Source organism: Microvirga yunnanensis, assembly GCF_025460875.1.
In genome coordinates, this window is sequence record NZ_JAMXFI010000023.1 from 16,160 (window position 1) to 33,364 (window position 17,205).

Sequence of the window (17,205 nt, forward strand, 5' to 3'; positions counted from 1 at the left end):
CGGACGATCCCGTGCGCCGGCGCCTCGAGGAGCACCTCGACCTTCGCAAGAGCGGTCTCGTCGAGCAGGAAGGACGACAGTTCTTTGTGAACGTGCAGATTCCGCCCATCAAGCTCCTCGTCGTCGGGGCGGTTCATGTGAGCCAAGCACTCGCCCCCATGGCGGCAGGGCTCGGCCTTGCCGTCACGATCATTGATCCTTGCAGGGGCGCATCCGGGAGCTGTCAGGCGATGCTGGAGCGGGCCGGATCCTGCGCGACCGTCCGGGAGTGGTGGAATGGCCCGTGAAGAGCCCATCCATTCTCCGGGATGTCGGCACGGCGACCGAGCTGCATGCCCTGCAAATCTAGAGGATCGGCTTGCCGCCGGTCACTGCAATGGTGGCCCCCGAGACATAGCTCGAATCCGGATCCGCCAGCATGACATAGGCGGAAGCCAGCTCTCTCGGCTGCCCGGGACGCTTCATCGGCACCTGCGAGCCGAATTCCTTCACCTTCTCCGACGGCATGGTGGACGGGATGAGAGGGGTCCATATGGGACCTGGAGCCACGCAGTTCACGCGGATGTTCTTCTCGGCGAGCAGCTGCGCCAGGCCGGCTGTGAAGTTCTGGATGGCCCCCTTGGTGGTGGCATAGGCCAGGAGCTGCGGGCTCGGCGTGTCGGCGTTGACCGAGGTGGTGTTGATGATCGCGCTGCCTTCCGGCATGTGCGGCACTGCGGCCTTGCAGAGATAGAACATCGCATGGATGTTGGTGCGGAAGGTAACGTCCCATTCCTCGTCGCTGATCTCCTCGATGGAGGTGAACGAGGCCTGATGGGCCGCGTTGTTGACCAGGATATCGATGCGGCCGAACTCCCTCACCGCGCGGTCGACAATGGCGCGGCAATGGGCCGGATCCTTGATGTCGCCGGGCATGAGCACGGCCTTGCGACCGGCCGACTCCACAAGGCGCTGAGCCTCGCGGGCATCCTCCTCCTCGTTGTAATAGCTGATCAGCACGTCAGCGCCCTCGCGGGCATAGGCGAGAGCGACGGCACGCCCGATACCGCTGTCGCCCCCGGTGATGATCGCCTTCTTGTCGGCCAGCCGTCCGGAGCCCTTGTAGCTGTCCTCGCCATAGTCGGGCTGCGGATCCATGGCGCCGCTGGAGCCCGGCATGGGCTGCTTCTGATCGGGGAAGGGTGGTTTGGGAAAATCCTGAGCCATCGTCGTGGTCCTTGCGAAACGGGCGCTACTGCTGCGGCTGCGCCGGAGAGGTGAGGGAACCAGTCGCTTCGGCGCTGTCGAGCTTCATGCGCCAGAGCTGGGTCGGCAGGCTTTTGGGGGCATCGGGCTTGTAGGTGGCCGAGTCCTGGATGCGCGAGGTCGTGAAGTAGAGCGTGCCGTCCGGCCCTTCGGCGAGGCTGTCCGGCCAGCGGAGCTGCTTGTCCTGGACCAGGATCGTCGGGCGGCTGCCCTGAGCGCCGCTCAGAACCCGCACCTTCAGGGCATCGTCTTCCGGTGCCGTGACGATCATCCGGTCCCCGCGGCGCGTGATGAGCAGGCCGTCCGCGACACCATTCTCGCCTATGGTCTCGACCTTGGCGGCAACATCGCGGTCGGAGGCTTGGGCATTCTCCAGAGTGTCGGTCGCAATGCGGTAGAGCGTCTTGCCCTTGATCGCCTGCCAGTAAAGATGCCGCCCGTCCGGGGTCAGGGCGATGCCATCGGCGGCGAACTCGACGCCACGCCCATCGGGACGGCGCAGCACTTGACCATCCGCCTTCACCTGCACGTCCTTCTCGACCTGAGTGCTGGGATGGCCGTCGAGCACGCGACGGGCCTTGCCGCTCTGCAGATCGACAACGATGAGAGCGCCCTTCACACCGGAATCCGTGAGATAGGCGTGACGCCCGTCGGGAGAGAAGCGCACGTCGTTGAGATAGGATCCTTGCGGCGCGACCTCCTCGGTGAACGAGATGGTCTGACTCGGCTGGTTCGTCTTCAGGTCGATCTTCACGAGCTTCGGACCCCCCGCGACCACCTTGTCCTGCGCCGGGGCGGCAGGATCGAGCACCCAAAGGTTGCCCTGGCTGTCGGCCACCACGCTCTGCACGCAGACCCAATGGTCCTGCGGCGCCATCTCGTCCTTCCTGGCATTGCGCCATTCGTTCCAGGCTTGATCCGGATACGGCTTGAGAGAACCGTCCTTCATCACCTCGGCCACCGAGACAGGAGAATCCTCGGTCCAGCGCGGAAAATTCACGAAGATCCGTCCGTCCTGCGAAACGGCCACGCCCGTGACCTGATGGTCGAAGGTCGCAACCTGTTCGAAGGGCTGCTGCGCTGGCGATTGCTGAGCCATCGCAGAACCGAGACTCGTCGATGATGCGAGAGCGATTCCGAGCAGAAGCGTCGCGGGGTGTGGAGCGTAGCGCATGAGACCTCCTGTGCACTGTCGTGGAGGGGAGGTGCCGCGCACATCTCCCATGGCCCGTCAACCGGGCGGGGCTCTCGTCGTTCCACATCAAGCCGCGCGTCCTATGCCGTGCGGCGAGTTCAGCCTCGGAGCATCGTGCGAGCCGGTTCTTCCTCCAGGGCCCGCTTGATTTCATCGCGGCCCGGCGTTCCGCTCTGCAGAGCCTTGTCCAGGTTCTTTGCATATTTCTCCATGCGCTTGGGCGGCAGGAGCGGATCATTGGGATCGACGACCGCCTCCACCAGCGCCGGACCGCGCTCGGCGAGCGCCTGATCGAGAATTGAGCCCGACTGCGCCGGATCCTCGATGCGGAAGCCGCGAATGCCGAAGCCCTCGGCGACCTTCACGAAGTCGATCGGTGTGAGGTCGCATTCGTATTCGGGATTCCCGAGGAACATCATCTGCTCCCATTTGATCTGGCCGAGAGTGTTGTTCTTCACCACCACGATCTTGATCGGAAGTCCGTAGCGGACCACGGTCGCGAGCTCGCCGAGCAGCATGCTCAAGCCGCCATCGCCCACGAAAGCCACCACCTGTCGGCCCGGAAACGCCAGCGCGGCCGCGACCGCGTAGGGAATCCCGCAGCCCATGGAGGCCAGGAGACCGGAGCCTATGAACATCTGGTCGGCGCGCGCCTCGACGTAGCGGGCGAGAAGACCGGTGTTGTGGCCCGAATCCCACGTGACGATGGCGTCGTCGGCGAGACGTTCGTTCAGGTCGCGGGCGACGCGGCCGGGCTTCATCGGCGGCTCGTTCTTCTCGACCGCATCGTGAAGGAGACGTCGCCACTCGGCCATGCCCTGCTGGGCCTGTTCCAGGAAGCTGCGATCATCCTTGCGGGCGAGCTTCGCATTGAGCATCTCGAGAGTGGCGCGCGCGTCGCCGACGAGCCCGACCTCGACCGGAAAGCGAAGGCCGATGCGGGTCGGGTCCCGGTCGACCTGTACGCCGCGGGCCTGCTCAGGCTTGGGGTAGTATTCCATGTAGGGAAAGGTCGAACCGACGATGAGGAGCGTGTCGCACTGCTCGAAGGCCTCCTGAGACGGCCTCGTGCCCAGAAGTCCGATGCCGCCCGTCGTCAGCGGATGATCGTCGGGCACCACGGCCTTGCCGAGCAGCGCCTTGACGATGGGAGCACCGAGGAGCTCCGCCGTGCGGATCAGTTCGTCCCGCGCGTGATAAGCTCCTTGTCCCGCCAGGATCGCGATCCTTCGCCCCGCGTTCAGAATCTCCGCCGCACGGGCGACGGCGTCCGGTGCGGGAATTCCGATCGATTGCGTCTGCGCGAAGGACGCATGGTGTGGAACGTTGCGATCCGAGGGCTTCGTCTCGGCCTCCGGCTCCTCCTGCACGTCCACGGGAATCGCCACATGCGCGACACCCCGGTGAGCAAGCGCCATGCGGCAGGCGAGCTCGATCGTGCTCTCCACCTGCATGGGGCTCATGATCCGGGCCGTGTAGAGAGCGACATCCTGAAACAGCTTCGTATGATCGACATCCTGCTGCGTGAAGGTGTCGATGAGATCGTGATAGGGCAATCCCGTGATCGCCAGGACGGGCGCCCGGTCGAACTTGGCATCGTAGAGGCCGTTGAGCAGGTGAATGCCGCCAGGGCCCGTCGTGGCGAGGCAGCAGCCGAGCTTGCCTGTCAACTTGGCATAGGCACAGGCCATGAAGGCGGCGGATTCCTCATGCCTGACCTGAATGAAGCGGATGCGATCGGACCGGGTCCGGATCGATTCCATCACCCCGTTGATGCCGTCTCCCGGCATCCCGAACACCACGTTGACGCCCCAGGCAATCAAGCTCTCGACCAGAACATCGGCTCCGTTGCGGGACATGGTCAACTCCGTGCTGAACGTGGCGTGTCGGCTTGTTCGTGAAGGGTGACGTGGAAGGGTCGTCTGCCAGGATGCGCCACGTCAGCTGAACTCATGGGCGCCTGCGTTGTTCCGGATCTTGAACAATGGGAGCACCCTGCCGGAACAGAGGCGCTCGACAATGTTCATCACGCCTCGCCAAGGGCCGTTCTGATCCGCTGCTCTTCCAGATCGAGCTCCGCAACGAATGTGCTCATGGCGTCCGTGTAGAGGTCGTGCGTGCGATCGGCGAGAAGCTTGGCGCGGGCCGCTTCGACCGCGATCAGCCGCAGGCGCAGCTGGGTCTCGAGCCGTTGTGACCCGGTCTCCATGTCCGCCTGCATGCGATCGGCCTGGTCCGCCCCTTGCTTCAAGCGGCGCAGCAGGTCGCTGGCCACCGCGGCTTCCTCTCCATGCGTGTAATCGGCCTCGTCCTTCACGGCCGTCATCGCCGCCACGGTGGCCTCGCTGCGGGCGTCGATCGCATCCGGGGTCACGGTTGGGTTGAGGGGTTCACCCTCGGTCCTGTCCAAGCCCATGAGGCGAATGAGAGGGCCGAGAGCGGTTCCTTGCAGAACCAGAGTGGCGAGAATGGCGCAGAATGCCAGGAACAGGATGATGTCCCGGTTCGGGAACTCGGACGGCAGTGCGAGGGCCGCCGCCAGACTGACGACGCCTCGCATGCCCGCCCAGGGGAGCGTGACGGCATGGCTCCAGGGCGGCAGAAACACCACCAGGGCGAGCTGCGGATCGAGATCGACGGCGGGCAAGCTCGGGATGAGCGCCAGCATCATCCCGCCGAGCACGAGAACCGCCGCGAGCGGGACCTTGAGCCGGCGTGCCACGAGAGCGAGGGCCACGCAGGCGGCGAGCAGGCCGAGCAGGACCTCGAAGAACTCCATAGGGCACCGGACATTCAGGCAGTGACAGTCGGAACAACGCGAAAACCCGTCCCCTTGTCCCTTTCGTCCGGAGAGGAAGCGTGTCCTTGGGTCGAGCGGAGACGATGCCCGCGGCTTGGTGTTCGCGATGACGCTCTGTCCCTCGGCTCGAGCGCCGGGATCGGCGGGCCTTTGGGAAACATCCGGATCTTGCGTCCGCGTGTCGTCACGAGCATCACGGTGAGAGAGCCGTCATCGCTCCATATGAACGGCAGGGCTCCGAACCGCCGGGAGGATATGCGTGTGGGATGAATGGCTCTCTGCCGGACCATGGCTCGGCGGCTCTCCCTAGGTCCCGCTCGTCGTGGAACCGCTCAGATAGCTTGACGTTCCGAACCTCAGTGATAGATCCTGAGATGACCCATGCGATCCAGACCGAGCCCTCCCCAGGAAATCGAGTTGAAGCTGGAGGTTGCGCCTTCTGAGCTTGAGACGGTGCTGGCTCATCCGCTCCTCGCCGAAAAGTCTCACGGCGCCAGATCGCAGACCCTCCACTCGACCTATTTCGATACGCCGGATCATGCTCTGAGGCAGGCTGGGATCTCGCTCAGGGTCAGACGCGATGGAGAGCAGCGCATCCAGACCATCAAGGCCGCTCGGCGGCCGAGCAGCGTCGCCGTGGCTCGGAGCGAGTGGGAACACGACGTCGAGAGCGACAGCCCCGACTACGCCCTCGCGAAAGACACTGCCCTCGAACCGTTCCTTGAGCACAGCGACAGGATCGCACCGGTCTTCCATGTGACCACGGAACGGAAGCTCCGCGACATTGCGTATGCGGATAGCGTGATTGAGGTTGCTGCCGACAGCAGCACGATACAGGGAAGCGAACGGACGACGTACTTCGGGGAACTGGAGCTTGAACTCAAGGATGGGACAGCGGCCGAGCTGTTCCAGCTCGCTCTGTCGCTCTCGACGGCGGCGCCTCTGCGCTTGAGCTTCAAGACCAAGGCCGAGCGTGGCTACGAGGCGGCCTCGGGCGAGCAGCCGACACGGATCAAGGCGGCCCCTGTGGTCCTCAAGCGCAAGATGACGAGCGCCGCGGCCTTCCAAGTCATCGCTGTGTCCTGCCTCCAGCATCTGATGGCCAACGAGGCGATCGTCCGGCGTGTGCCGGAGGCCGACGCCGTCCATCAGATGCGGGTCGCATTGCGGCGGCTCCGGGCCGCCATGACCCTGTTCAAGGCCGTCGTCGAGGATGTGCGGCGGGATCCGATCCGGGCCGAGCTCAAATGGATGGCCAATGTGCTGGGTGAAGCACGCGACCTCGACGTCTACATCGCCACGGTCCTCGAGCCCGCACGGGATCGGTACGGCACGGACCCGAGCTACCAGAGCCTTCTCGCTGAGTACCAGAAGCGGCGTGACCGCGCCTACGAGGTCGCCCAGGAGGCGGTCTCATCGCCTCGCTTCATCACAGGTGTCCTGAAGACGGCCGCCTGGATCGAGGCCGGGGAATGGCGCGAGGGCAGTGGCAAGGCCGCCCGCAAGCTTCGAGACCAGCCTGTCGCGATGCTGGCCGACGAGGAACTCGGACGACGGTGGAAAAAGATCATCAAGCGCGGCAGGCACCTTGTCGAACTGGACCCCGACGAGCGCCATCAGGTGCGAATCGAAATCAAGAAGCTTCGGTATGCAACCGAGTTCTTCGACAGCCTGTTCAAAGGCGGCGGCGCGAAGAAGAGGAAGCGGAAGGCCTTGAGCGCCCTCGAGGCGCTCCAGGAGACATTGGGAGAGCTCAACGATATCGCCGTGGGGGGCCATATGGACGCGTCTCCCATGGCCGACGTCATCCATTGGGAGCAGATGACTCGGGTGGACAGCCTCCTGACCGATGCGACGGAACATTATCAGAAGCTCGCGTCGCTCGAACCCTACTGGCGATCCTGACAATCCTTCGACGGACCGATCGGTTGCGACACCTGTCACGCTCGTCCGGCACAGGGGCCTATCGAGTCCTCGTTCCCCGCGGCAGCGTCCGGTTCATGGATGGCGGCTATCACGGCCGTGATCACGGCCTCGGCGGCCTGATCGGCCTCATGGATGAGACCCGTCACCTGCGGCTGCCCATCACGGACGGTGATCAGGAGTGCGCCCGTTGGCTCTCCTTGTTCGCGGAGGTGGCGCAGAAGGGCTTTCTGAACGGGCTTGTGCACGATCCGATCCCCCGAAAGCGAGCGGCATCTATCCATAAGCCTATGACATCCCGGTAACCCGTCGGTCCCCGGCACCAGATTCCCGGCCGTTCATCGTGGAGAGGTGTGCCAGGTCGCGGCGCAGGGGCTTTCGCGAGGGCTCTTCAACCGCCCTGTCATCTGGCTGACATGTGATCGCCTTATGCCGCGAAGCGACGCCGCTGCCCTTTGGCAAGGTGAGATGCAGCAGCGTGAAGCAATTGTTTCCATCTTCCGCAATCAGGCGCGAGGGCTCCCGATGAAGCACACATTATTGGCATTGCTGGCTGCCGTGGCCGTTCCGGGCATCGCCCACGCCCAGGCCGTGTACCCGATCGACCGGGCGACGATCCTCTCCGGTGCGAAGTTCGACTTCAAGGTCGAACTCCCGAAGGTCCTGCCTCAGAAGGACATCAAGGTCACGATCAACGGCGAGGATGCCGAGAAAATGCTCGGCTCGTCCTTCACCTACATCGAGAAGGAGGATGGCGCCGACGTCTCGTCGCTGATCATCCGCGACGCTGCCGTCGCCAAGCCGGGCGATTATGTTGTCGAGGTCTCCGCTGGGGACGTGAGCAAGAAGGTCAATTGGTCCATCTTCGGGACACCCGCCGAGAGGCGCGCGAAGAACGTCATCTTCCTGCTGGGTGACGGCCTCTCCGTGGCCCACCGCACCGGCGCCCGCATCATGTCCAAGGGCAACACCGAAGGCAAGGCCAACGGCCGTCTTGCCATGGATGACCTGCCGGCGATGGCCTTCATCGGCACCTCGTCGACGGACTCGATCGCGGCCGACAGCGCCAACACCATGAGCTCCTACATGACGGGCCATAAGTCTGCGGTGAACGCGCTCGGCGTGTATGCGAGCCGCGCGAAGAGCTCGCTCGAGCATCCCAAGCAGGAGACGATTGCGGAAATCATCCGGCGCAACACCACAATGTCCGTGGGCATCGTGTCGGGCGCCGAGCTGCAGGATGCAACCCCCGCTGCCGTGGTTGGCCATACCCGCCGCCGCGCCGACAAGGCCGAGTTGATGGCCGATATCTTCAATGTGAAGCCCGAGGTCATCCTCGGGGGAGGGTCGGCCTACTTCCTGCCGAAGTCCACCCCTGGCTCCAAGCGCAAGGATGACATCGATTACATCGCGAAGTTCAGGGACGCCGGCTATGCCGTGGCCACGACCGAGGAGGAAATGACCAAGGCAGCCCGCGAGTCCAACGCCGGCAAGCTCCTTGGGCTCTTCCATCCCGGCAACATGGACGTGACCCTGGATCGCAAGTTCCTCAAGAAGGGCACGGTGGGCAAGTTCCCGAACCAGCTCGGCACGGTCGAGATGATGCAGGCCGCTCTGTCGGTTCTCTCGAAGAACCCGGAGGGCTTCTTCCTGATGGTCGAAGGAGCATCGATCGACAAGATGTCCCACCCGCTCGATTGGGAGCGCGCGCTCGTCGACACGATCGAGTTCGACAAGGCAGTCGCGGTTGCGCAGGCGTTCGCCAAGTCGAATCCCGACACCCTCATCATCGTGACGGGCGACCACACCCACGGCACCTCGATCATCGGCGCGATCAACGACGACAAGCCCGGCGACGAGATGCGCGAGAAAGTCGGCACCTATGCCGAGGCCGGCTTCCCGAACTACACCGATGCCGACAAGGACGGCTATCCGGACCGTGTGGACGTCTCCCGTCGGTTGGCGATGTTCGCCAACAACTTCCCGGACTATTACGAGACGTTCCGCCCGAAGCTGGACGACCCGTTCGTGCCGGCCGTTCAGAACGAGAAGAAGCAGTACGTGGCGAACGAGGCCTACAAGAACGTGCCGGGAGCCGTGCTCCGTGTCGGAAATCTGCCCAAGGACGCGGATACGGGCGTTCACGCGGTCGACGACGTCGTCCTTCAGGCACAGGGACCCGGCGCGGAGATGCTCCACGGCTACATGGAGAACACGGACGTGTTTCGCGTGATGGCCGATGCGCTCGCCCTGGGCCGGACGCCGGTCCAGCAAAAGGCGCAGAAGTGAGAGTCCGGATCGGGGCGGCGATCCTGCCGCCCCGATCCCGCTCGGTTGTTGATCCTGCTGATTTGGACATGCCATGATGACACGCCGTTTTCTCACGATCGGGATAGGGGCCGCTCTCCTGTCGCCGGGAGCGAAGGCCGGGTCGCCGGAACTGACATTCGAACAACTTTACGGTTCGGTCGGCGTCCTGGGCATGACCGTCTCCGACCGGGTCAAGCAACTGAGCGGCAGGCGCGTGCTCATGAAGGGGTTCATGGCGCCACCTCTAAAGGCGGAAGCCGCCTTCTTCGTCCTGACGAAGATGCCGATGGCGCTGTGTCCCTTCTGTTCGTCCGACGCCGACTGGCCGAGCGACATCGTGGTCGTCTATCTCGAGGAGAAGCAGACCTTCGTTCAGTCGAACGCGACGATCACGGTCGATGGCCTCCTCGAGCATGGCTCGTGGACGGACCCGGAGACCGGGTTCGTCAGCCTGCTGCGGCTGACCCATGCTCACTTTCAGACAGTGTGACCGCAGTGAGTGCCCTTCTTCGTGATGTGTCTGTCCGCGTCCGGGGCTTGCCCGAACCCGTGATCGATGTGCCGGACCTTGCTATCGCTACGGGCGAGCACTTGGCCGTCACGGGGCCATCGGGCGCGGGCAAGACGACCTTGCTCAACATCCTGACCGGACTTGAGCGGCCCGTCTCCGGGGCGGTTCTCTGGGACGGCATCGATATCGCGCGCCTGTCCGAGGCCAAGCGCGACACGTGGCGGGCGAAGCAGGTGGGCATCATCATGCAGGACTTCAATCTGTTTCCGGGCCTCAGCGCTCTGGACAACGTGCTCCTGCCGCGGCAATTGCGGGTTCCGCGCCTCGGGAACGATGCGCGCGAACGCGCCCGTCACCTGCTCGAGCAGGTCGGCTTGAACCGGCACGACCAGAAGGTTGAGACCATGTCCCGTGGCGAGATGCAGCGCGTGGCCGTTGCGCGGGCGCTGCAGGCGCAGCCCGCCATCATCGTCGCTGACGAGCCCACGGCGAGCCTCGATGACACGAGTGCCAAGCGCATTACGGATTTGCTGATCGGGCTCTCGACCTCGTCCGCCGCGACGCTGATCGTCGTGACCCATGATCAGACCCTGGCCCGGGCAATGCATCGGGTCGTGAGCCTCCAGCGCGGACGGATCGTCGGTTCCAGGACGGCACCGACATGATCCCGCTGAAATTCGTTCTCGTGGACCTGCGTCGGCACTGGGTCGGGTCCCTGGTGATCATCCTGCTGATCGCCGGGGCGACGGCGCTGGGCGTCGCGGTCAACCTCCAGGAGCGCGCCCTGCGGCTCGGCAGCGCGCAGGCGGCGGAACGCTTCGATCTCGTGATCGGGGCGGCCGGCAGCGAGACGCAGCTTGTCCTGTCGTCCGTGTTCCTGCAGCCGTCACCCTTGACGCTGCTGCCCGGATCCGCGCTCGCGAAGCTTGCGGACGATCCGCGCGTGGCAATGGCTGCTCCCGTCGGCTTCGGGGATTCGTTCAACGGCCTGCCCGTGGTCGGCACCATCGCGGCGTTCGTCACGGATGATGGCCGGGTGGAATTGTCGGAGGGACGCGTCTTCGAAACCGTCGCCGAGGCGGTCATCGGCGCGAAGGTGGATCTGGCTCTCGGCGACGAGGTGAAGCCGCTGCACGGAACGGCCGGGGAGGGCGGGCATACGCATACCGAACTGAAATATCAGGTCGTCGGACGGATGGGCGAGACGGGGACGCCCTGGGATCGCGCCATCCTGGTGCCGATCGAGGGTGTCTGGCGCATCCACCACATGGGGGACGGGCACGACGCCGACGAGCACGGCCATGCGGCTCACGACCGCACCGGGGAGGCCTATGAGGCAGAGCGCGGGCCTGCCGAGATGACGGAGAGGATCGGGCCGCCTTGGACCAATCCGCAGGGCGTGCCCGCCATCATCGTGAAGGCGAGGACCATCGCTGATGCCTATCGCCTTCGGAACGAGTACCGAAGGGACCAGACCCTCGGCGTCTTCCCCGCGGAGGTTCTGACCCGATTGTTCTCGACGCTCGGGGACGTCCGGACGGTCCTCGCGGCAATCGCCTTTGCGACTCAGGGCCTCGTGGCTGCCGCCGTGATCCTGGTCTCCGTGGTTCATCTGGCGCAGCGGCGCCGCCAACTCGCCGTACTCCGGGCTCTGGGAGCACCCCGGGCAGCCCTCTTCGGGCTGGTATGGTTCGAGATCCTGGCGCTGGTGGTGAGCGGTGTCGCGATCGGCGTCGCCCTGGGGTGGGGTGGGGCGAAAATCTTCGCTTCATGGGTGTCCGACGCCAGCGGGATCGTCAGCCCCGTGGTGCTGACCTGGGAGGACGGCAGGCTCGCCCTTGGCCTTCTGGCCGTCGCGGCGATCATTGCTGTCGTTCCGGCGATTATGGCCTATCGCCAACCTACGGCGATCGCGCTCCGGTCGTGACCCGGGGCGCTCCTGCTTGGCCGCCGCCACCTGTCGGCGAGTGCGAACGGGCGAATGGTCACTGATCGAAGCTGAGCCGGCGAGACGGCCGAGTCCGAGAGACCAGCCGCCACGTGCGCCGACCGGGAAACATGCTCCGCAACAAAAGCCTAAAGCATCGGGCGTGAGTTCGATCACACGTCCGATGCTTTAGCGTGCCGCGGCTCTCCTGGGCATGCCGAGGCGCGTGTCCATGACCTCGGTGAATGACGGAAGCAGAAGCTGATTGCCCATGCCGCTGATATGGTCGCCGTCGAGAAACAGGGGCTGACCATCGCGCCAAGCGTGGCACTCGTCATCCGGACAAAGTATTGGATACGGATCCCAGACGCCGACACCGGGAACCTGCTCGCCAATACTCGTCAGCGACTGGAGCACCGGTCGGCGGAAAGCGTCGAGGAGGCTTCGCGGCACGGAAAATCCGGGGGCGCAGATCGGATTGCCGCGGTTGAACCAGTCAGCGCAGCGGAATGGTGGCGCTTTGAATATCGGCTTAGGCCCTTCAAAGACGATGTGAACACCGCGTTGGGCAATGTCTCGCAGAGTTGCGACAGCAAATGCGACGCTGCGCTGGCGTCCTGCGTCGGCACGTGAGCCAAACATTTGTCTCTCCGCCTGCTCCTCCCCGAAATAGATCCACTGGTCGGAGAAACGCGGCAGCCGCAGGGACGGTAGGAACAGGACGTCTCCGGGCTTCAGGCGGGCGCGCAGGTCGCCGAGCGCCGTGTCCGTGTAGTGTCGGCACCGCGCGTCGTCGAGGTCGCGCCAAGGCTGCAGGCTGATGAATGGGCAGCCGCCATTGGTGTAGGCGTAGATCCGTGTCGCCCTGTGAACGGCGTATTGTTTCAGCAGCCCTTCATAAGCCATGGCGTGGGAGTCGCCGATAACGTAGATGCTGGATGGACTGACCGGTCCCGATCGAACGCAGCCCTTCGGACTGTAAACGAACATCCGGCCGCCCGCGACCGTGTGGCGTTCGGGTTCAGCATTGCAGCCGGGATCCTCCGCGTCGGCGGGAGCGACGTTCGGGTACCAGACGTCCGGGTTCCGGCTGACGGTGCTGAGTGAGAGCCGATGCTGATTGTCGGCGATGACGTCCGCCCCCCAGCCCGCAAGGGCGACGAGCAACAGGCTGCCGGCGATCACCGCACGGTGTGGCAGGCGAGCGAGGTGAGTTCCATAGCGGACGGGGTTCTCCACGAAGCGCCAGGAGGCCAGGGCGAGGGCGAACGCGAGCACAACCGCCGCGGCGCGCGTCGGCAGATCGTCCAGCCCGCACGTCCATCGGAAAAGGACGAACACCGGCCAGTGCCAGAGATACAGGGAGTAGGAAATCTTGCCGATGAAAACCAGGGGGCGGCTGCCGAGCAGCCTGTGCAGGCCTTTCAATTCAGGATGATGGTGAAGGCTCCAGATGACACCAAGGGTACCGATGACTGCCGGCAATACGCCAGGAACGGGGAAGCGAGCGGGAACCGCCATGGCGAAGGCGGCGAGGACCGCGAACAGCGAGGATGCGCCGATTGCACCTCGCACGAAGCGAGCAGGTCCGGACCATGCTGTCGGCTCCGGAAGCCGGCTCAGGCCTTGGTAGAGCAGGACCCCGGCGGCCAATTCCCAGAAGCGGCTCGGCGTGAGGAAATAGGCCTCGAGGGGGTTGGTCCGGCTCTGCCACCAGCCCCAGCCGAGTGACGCTATCAAGGCGCCGGCGACGAGGGCGGTGGACCAAGTCCGGCCGCGCCCACCCCTTGTCCAGGCCAGAAACAGAAGCGGAAACAGCAGATAGAATTGCTCTTCCACGGCCAGCGACCAGGTGTGGGTGTAGGGATTGAAGTCGGTTGTCGGTGCAAAGTAATCGCGGCCGCTCGCGGCGAGAACGAAGTTGCTGAGTCCGAAGAAGGCGTACAGGCCTGTCTTCTGATTTTCGGCGCTGAGCCAAGAGGATGGGATCAACAATGCTGTCAGAATTGCGGTGACCAGCAGACAAACGATGAGCGCAGGTGCGATGCGTCTCAAGCGCCGGGCATAGAAGAAGGCGAGAAATTGCCAGATCCCCTGTCCCTTGAAGCTGGCGATGGACGCGCTGACAACGAAGCCGGAGATGACGAAGAACACATCGACCCCGACGAACCCTCCGGGAAGCCAGGGTCCATGGAGGTGGTAGATGAGCACCGACAGCACGGCCAAGGCCCGCAAGCCGTCGATATAAGGATAGTATTGAGCGCGCGGGGCAACGTGTGAAGACAAGAGCATACCCGGATTCGGTGGGTAGGGTTCCGTTAGGTAATGTTTGTCATATCCGTGGTCTCGCGCTTTGCCTATAGCCCGCTGAGGTGCCCTCGCGGCCCGCACCACGCTCGCGATGACAATGTTGCGTTTCCCGGTCGCAGAGCCTGAAGTTCTGAAACGTTGCGCAATGGGGCCGAACGGAAGGCGGGCCCCGTCAACGGCGCGAGGGCCGCAGGCTCTCGGGAGCCGACGCAGCGGTTCGTTCGCCGAGATGGCCGCAGAAGTGAGAATTGCGATCGGGTAGGTTCGCGGTGACTTCGCGTTCGCCGTGTCGCTTCAGCGACTTATACGGAGAGAGTGGCGGAGGGAGCGGGATTCGAACCCGCGATACGGTTTCCCGTATACACACTTTCCAGGCGTGCGCCTTCAACCACTCGGCCACCCCTCCAGCATGAGCCTTGGACGGCTCCAAGAACCGTCGAGCGATCCGCGCGATGCGGGCCGGCCGGTTCTCCGCTTCTCTCTGCGGAGCGCCCGTGTATCGCCAAATCATGGCAAAAGGCAAGTCCGAACTTGTCACAAATCAGCCGGAATCGCCTTTGCCATTGCGACAAAACGCACTAGATAATTCCCCCTCTGTTCATAGAGGTATCTTCCCTTGAAGTTCCTAGCGCGTAGCCTTGGCCTCCTGCTGATCGCAGCGGGATTTATTGGGTTGGTGATCGACGGAACGCGATCGATCGTCAACAATGCTGTATCGTTCGCTTCGATCGGAAAGGTCGGGGGAACTCTTTTCCCGAGCGGGATGGCTTCGCTTGAGGGCAGCATCGCCCAGCGCGGTTACCCCTGGCTGTGGGATCCGATCGCCACCTACGTCCTGCAGATGCCGGCCTCTGTGACGGGCTTCCTGGTCGGCGCGCTGCTCATGTGGCTCGGGCAGAAGCCCCTGGAGCCGATCGGATATCTCGCAGGCCGCTAGAGCATCGGACGTGAAAAGCGGGAACCGATTTTGCGTGAAAAGATGCTTCAAACCAAAAGCTTAGAGCATCGGGCGCAAAAGCGGGAACCGGTTTTGCGTAAAAAGATGCGCCCAAACAAAAGCTTAGAGCATCGGGCGTGAGTTCGATGACACGTCCGGCGCTTGAGAGCGCCGCGCCCCAGGAGCAGGTCCCATCCGTGGGATCGAACCCAGTGATCCTTGCCCCAGGAACCGGCCTCCCGGCGCAGGAAGAAGGGGTCCCCTTTCACGGGGAGGTGAGGGAACCACCCCTCCCGCGGGCGGCCGGCAATGCTTACATGAGCGAGGTCACGCGAGGACCTCCCATGTTCAGCTTCCGCAAACGACTCGACCTGCCGAACGCCGCCGAGGCTCTGCCCGGCCGGACCAGCCCGATTCCGACGGCTGAGCGGCACTTCATCAACGACCGCCCGCTTCAGCCGCCCTATCCCGCCGGGATGGAGAAGGCCCTGTTCGGCCTCGGCTGCTTCTGGGGCGCGGAGCGCAAGTTCTGGCAGCTGGGGGACGGCATCTGGATTACCGCCGCGGGCTATGCGGCCGGCACCACGCCGAACCCGACCTATGAGGAAGTGTGCTCGGGCCTCACTGGGCACAACGAGGTCGTCCTGGTGGTCTACGATCCGAAGGTGATCTCCTATGAGACCCTGCTGAAGACCTTCTGGGAAAACCACGATCCGACCCAGGGCATGCGCCAGGGCAACGACGTGGGCACCCAGTACCGCTCCGGGATCTATGTGTTCGACGAGGCCCAGAGGCAGGCCGCAGAGGCGTCCAAGGCGGCTTACGGCCAGGCGCTCGCGGCCAAGGGCTATGGGCCGGTCACGACCGAGATCGTCGACGCAGGGCCGTTCTACTTCGCCGAGGATTACCACCAGCAATACTTGGCCAAGAACCCGAACGGCTATTGCGGCCTGGGTGGCACCGGCGTGTCCTGCCAGATCGGCGTCGGCGTGGCAGCGGAGTAGACCCGGCTGCCCCTTCTCGAGAACCGACTGGAATGGCCCGCATCCCGAAAGGATGCGGGCCTTTCTGCTTCAGGGCCGTATCAGGGCGCGTCGAGAACGGCGCGGCACTCGTTCGGCAGCTGCGCCATGGTGAGCGGCGGACGGGGCTTGCCGGGTTTGGGATGCAGCATCTGGGGCGTGAACCAGGCGGTCAGCTCCGCCCCGCAGCCGTCGCCGCCGGGAGGCGGATCCTGATCGGAGCATCCTGCTTCGCCAGCCGGGCAGGCGAGGCGAATGTGGAAATGGTAGTTGTGGCCCCAGATCGGCCGCACCTTGGTCAGCCAGGCGCGGTCCGCCCCCGCCTCCCGGCAGAGCGCCCTCTTGATGGCCGGATTCACGAAGACCCGGGCGACGCTTCTCTCCTGCGCGGCGGCGCGGATGAGGGCCGTGTGCTGCGGCGTCCATCGGGCCGGATCGATGTCGAGAAGATCGTCGCGCACCACGTTCGTCGCCGACATCTCCTCCCGCTCCGCCCGCGAGAGGCGGCGGTTGGGCATGGGCGTGAGCCAGATGTCGGCATCGAGGCCGATCTGGTGCGAGGCATGACCCGTGATCATCGGGCCGCCGCGCGGCTGCGAGATGTCGCCGACGAGAAGGCCCGGCCATCCGTTCACGCTTGGAAGCCGGGCGGCGAACCGCTGCAGGAAGCCGATCATCTGCGGATGGCCCCAGTTGCGGTTTCGGGAGAGGCGCATGACCTGCCAGTTGTCGCCGTCGACCGGGATCGCCGCTGCACCGGCCACGCAGCCTCGCGCATAGCTGCCGATCGATCGCGAGCGAAGATCGGCCGGCGTGGCGCGCCGCCCGAAGAGCTCCTTCGCGGCGAGCTTCGGATCGCCGGGATCGGCGAGCGGCGGCAGCGGCTTCGGGTCGAGGGTGCCCTTGTCCTGCGCGGCGGCGGAGCCGCCGACCAGAAGAGCGAGCGCGATGGCGAGAGAGCGAATCGGAATCATGGGGCAAGGCTAGCCTGCAACCATCGGGTTCGGAATGTGCGGAAAGCGGCC

Annotated in this window: 15 protein-coding genes and 1 tRNA gene; 8 read left to right on the forward strand and 8 right to left on the reverse strand. The window is 64.6% G+C overall.

Annotation, left to right across the window (positions count from 1 at the left end):
* Positions 1–11 precede the first annotated feature (11 nt).
* The gene (locus NF876_RS13660) at positions 12–287 is read left to right on the forward strand and encodes a Rossmann-fold NAD(P)-binding domain-containing protein (RefSeq protein WP_262269342.1); all 276 of its coding nucleotides are present in this window, start codon (positions 12–14) and stop codon (positions 285–287) included.
* A 58-nt stretch (positions 288–345) separates the two neighbouring features.
* Here NF876_RS13660 and NF876_RS13665 read toward each other — a convergent pair whose 3' ends face one another.
* The 4 genes from NF876_RS13665 to NF876_RS13680 form a co-directional block, all read right to left on the reverse strand.
* Entirely contained in the window at positions 346–1,206 is an 861-nt protein-coding gene (locus tag NF876_RS13665) for a glucose 1-dehydrogenase (RefSeq protein WP_262269343.1), read from the reverse strand.
* Between the two features lie 25 nt (positions 1,207–1,231).
* Positions 1,232–2,419 (reverse strand): SMP-30/gluconolactonase/LRE family protein, encoded by a 1,188-nt coding sequence (locus NF876_RS13670; RefSeq protein ID WP_262269344.1) that lies wholly within the window; start codon positions 2,417–2,419, stop codon positions 1,232–1,234.
* A 119-nt stretch (positions 2,420–2,538) separates the two neighbouring features.
* Entirely contained in the window at positions 2,539–4,299 is a 1,761-nt protein-coding gene (locus NF876_RS13675; protein WP_262269345.1) for a thiamine pyrophosphate-dependent enzyme, read from the reverse strand.
* Positions 4,300–4,466: 167 nt separating this feature from the next.
* The gene (locus tag NF876_RS13680; protein WP_262269346.1) at positions 4,467–5,219 is read right to left on the reverse strand and encodes a cation:proton antiporter domain-containing protein; all 753 of its coding nucleotides are present in this window, start codon (positions 5,217–5,219) and stop codon (positions 4,467–4,469) included.
* A 402-nt stretch (positions 5,220–5,621) separates the two neighbouring features.
* On the opposite strand from NF876_RS13680, the gene NF876_RS13685 reads away from it, so the two are divergent.
* Complete coding sequence (locus NF876_RS13685) at positions 5,622–7,145, forward strand: CYTH and CHAD domain-containing protein (RefSeq protein ID WP_262269347.1); 1,524 nt, start codon at positions 5,622–5,624, stop codon at positions 7,143–7,145.
* A gap of 35 nt (positions 7,146–7,180) precedes the next feature.
* On the opposite strand, the gene NF876_RS13690 is transcribed toward NF876_RS13685, so the two are convergent.
* Positions 7,181–7,411, reverse strand: coding sequence for a hypothetical protein (locus NF876_RS13690; protein ID WP_262269348.1), 231 nt, complete (start codon positions 7,409–7,411; stop codon positions 7,181–7,183).
* A 277-nt stretch (positions 7,412–7,688) separates the two neighbouring features.
* On the opposite strand from NF876_RS13690, the gene NF876_RS13695 reads away from it, so the two are divergent.
* From NF876_RS13695 to NF876_RS13710, 4 genes are all read left to right on the forward strand, one after another.
* Positions 7,689–9,452, forward strand: a complete 1,764-nt coding sequence (locus NF876_RS13695) for an alkaline phosphatase (RefSeq protein ID WP_262269349.1) — start codon at positions 7,689–7,691, stop codon at positions 9,450–9,452.
* Between the two features lie 73 nt (positions 9,453–9,525).
* Positions 9,526–9,963, forward strand: a complete 438-nt coding sequence (locus tag NF876_RS13700) for a hypothetical protein (RefSeq protein WP_373696658.1) — start codon at positions 9,526–9,528, stop codon at positions 9,961–9,963.
* Between the two features lie 5 nt (positions 9,964–9,968).
* Positions 9,969–10,649, forward strand: a complete 681-nt coding sequence (locus NF876_RS13705) for an ABC transporter ATP-binding protein (protein WP_262269350.1) — start codon at positions 9,969–9,971, stop codon at positions 10,647–10,649.
* The gene (locus NF876_RS13710) at positions 10,646–11,911 is read left to right on the forward strand and encodes an ABC transporter permease (protein WP_262269351.1); all 1,266 of its coding nucleotides are present in this window, start codon (positions 10,646–10,648) and stop codon (positions 11,909–11,911) included. The genes NF876_RS13705 and NF876_RS13710 overlap by 4 nt, the downstream gene beginning before the upstream one ends.
* A 189-nt stretch (positions 11,912–12,100) precedes the next feature.
* Here the strand turns inward: NF876_RS13710 and NF876_RS13715 are convergent, their stop codons facing one another.
* Both NF876_RS13715 and NF876_RS13720 read right to left on the reverse strand, forming a co-directional pair.
* Entirely contained in the window at positions 12,101–14,197 is a 2,097-nt protein-coding gene (locus tag NF876_RS13715; RefSeq protein WP_262269352.1) for an acyltransferase family protein, read from the reverse strand.
* A 340-nt stretch (positions 14,198–14,537) separates the two neighbouring features.
* Positions 14,538–14,627: transfer RNA gene (locus tag NF876_RS13720), tRNA-Ser, on the reverse strand.
* Positions 14,628–14,837: 210 nt separating this feature from the next.
* Between NF876_RS13720 and NF876_RS13725 the strand changes: the two genes are divergently transcribed.
* The gene (locus NF876_RS13725; RefSeq protein WP_173947672.1) at positions 14,838–15,158 is read left to right on the forward strand and encodes a PetM family of cytochrome b6f complex subunit 7; all 321 of its coding nucleotides are present in this window, start codon (positions 14,838–14,840) and stop codon (positions 15,156–15,158) included.
* 344 nt (positions 15,159–15,502) lie between these two features.
* Positions 15,503–16,162: a peptide-methionine (S)-S-oxide reductase MsrA gene (gene msrA, locus NF876_RS13730; protein WP_262269353.1), complete on the forward strand. Its 660-nt coding sequence runs from the start codon at positions 15,503–15,505 to the stop codon at positions 16,160–16,162.
* Positions 16,163–16,242: 80 nt separating this feature from the next.
* Here the strand turns inward: msrA and mepA are convergent, their stop codons facing one another.
* Positions 16,243–17,154 carry a penicillin-insensitive murein endopeptidase gene (gene mepA / locus NF876_RS13735; protein ID WP_262269354.1) on the reverse strand — a complete coding sequence of 304 codons (912 nt, stop codon included), beginning with the start codon at positions 17,152–17,154 and terminating at the stop codon, positions 16,243–16,245.
* Positions 17,155–17,205 lie beyond the last annotated feature (51 nt).

Coding starts and splice junctions, on each gene's coding strand:
- NF876_RS13675 (WP_262269345.1), bottom strand. CDS start 4,299: ATGTCCCGCAACGGAGCCGATGTTCTGGTCGAGAGCTTGATTGCCTGG.
- NF876_RS13680 (WP_262269346.1), bottom strand. CDS start 5,219: ATGGAGTTCTTCGAGGTCCTGCTCGGCCTGCTCGCCGCCTGCGTGGCC.
- NF876_RS13710 (WP_262269351.1), top strand. CDS start 10,646: ATGATCCCGCTGAAATTCGTTCTCGTGGACCTGCGTCGGCACTGGGTC.
- NF876_RS13685 (WP_262269347.1), top strand. CDS start 5,622: ATGCGATCCAGACCGAGCCCTCCCCAGGAAATCGAGTTGAAGCTGGAG.
- msrA (WP_262269353.1), top strand. CDS start 15,503: ATGTTCAGCTTCCGCAAACGACTCGACCTGCCGAACGCCGCCGAGGCT.
- NF876_RS13695 (WP_262269349.1), top strand. CDS start 7,689: ATGAAGCACACATTATTGGCATTGCTGGCTGCCGTGGCCGTTCCGGGC.
- NF876_RS13670 (WP_262269344.1), bottom strand. CDS start 2,419: ATGCGCTACGCTCCACACCCCGCGACGCTTCTGCTCGGAATCGCTCTC.
- mepA (WP_262269354.1), bottom strand. CDS start 17,154: ATGATTCCGATTCGCTCTCTCGCCATCGCGCTCGCTCTTCTGGTCGGC.
- NF876_RS13700 (WP_373696658.1), top strand. CDS start 9,526: ATGATGACACGCCGTTTTCTCACGATCGGGATAGGGGCCGCTCTCCTG.
- NF876_RS13665 (WP_262269343.1), bottom strand. CDS start 1,206: ATGGCTCAGGATTTTCCCAAACCACCCTTCCCCGATCAGAAGCAGCCC.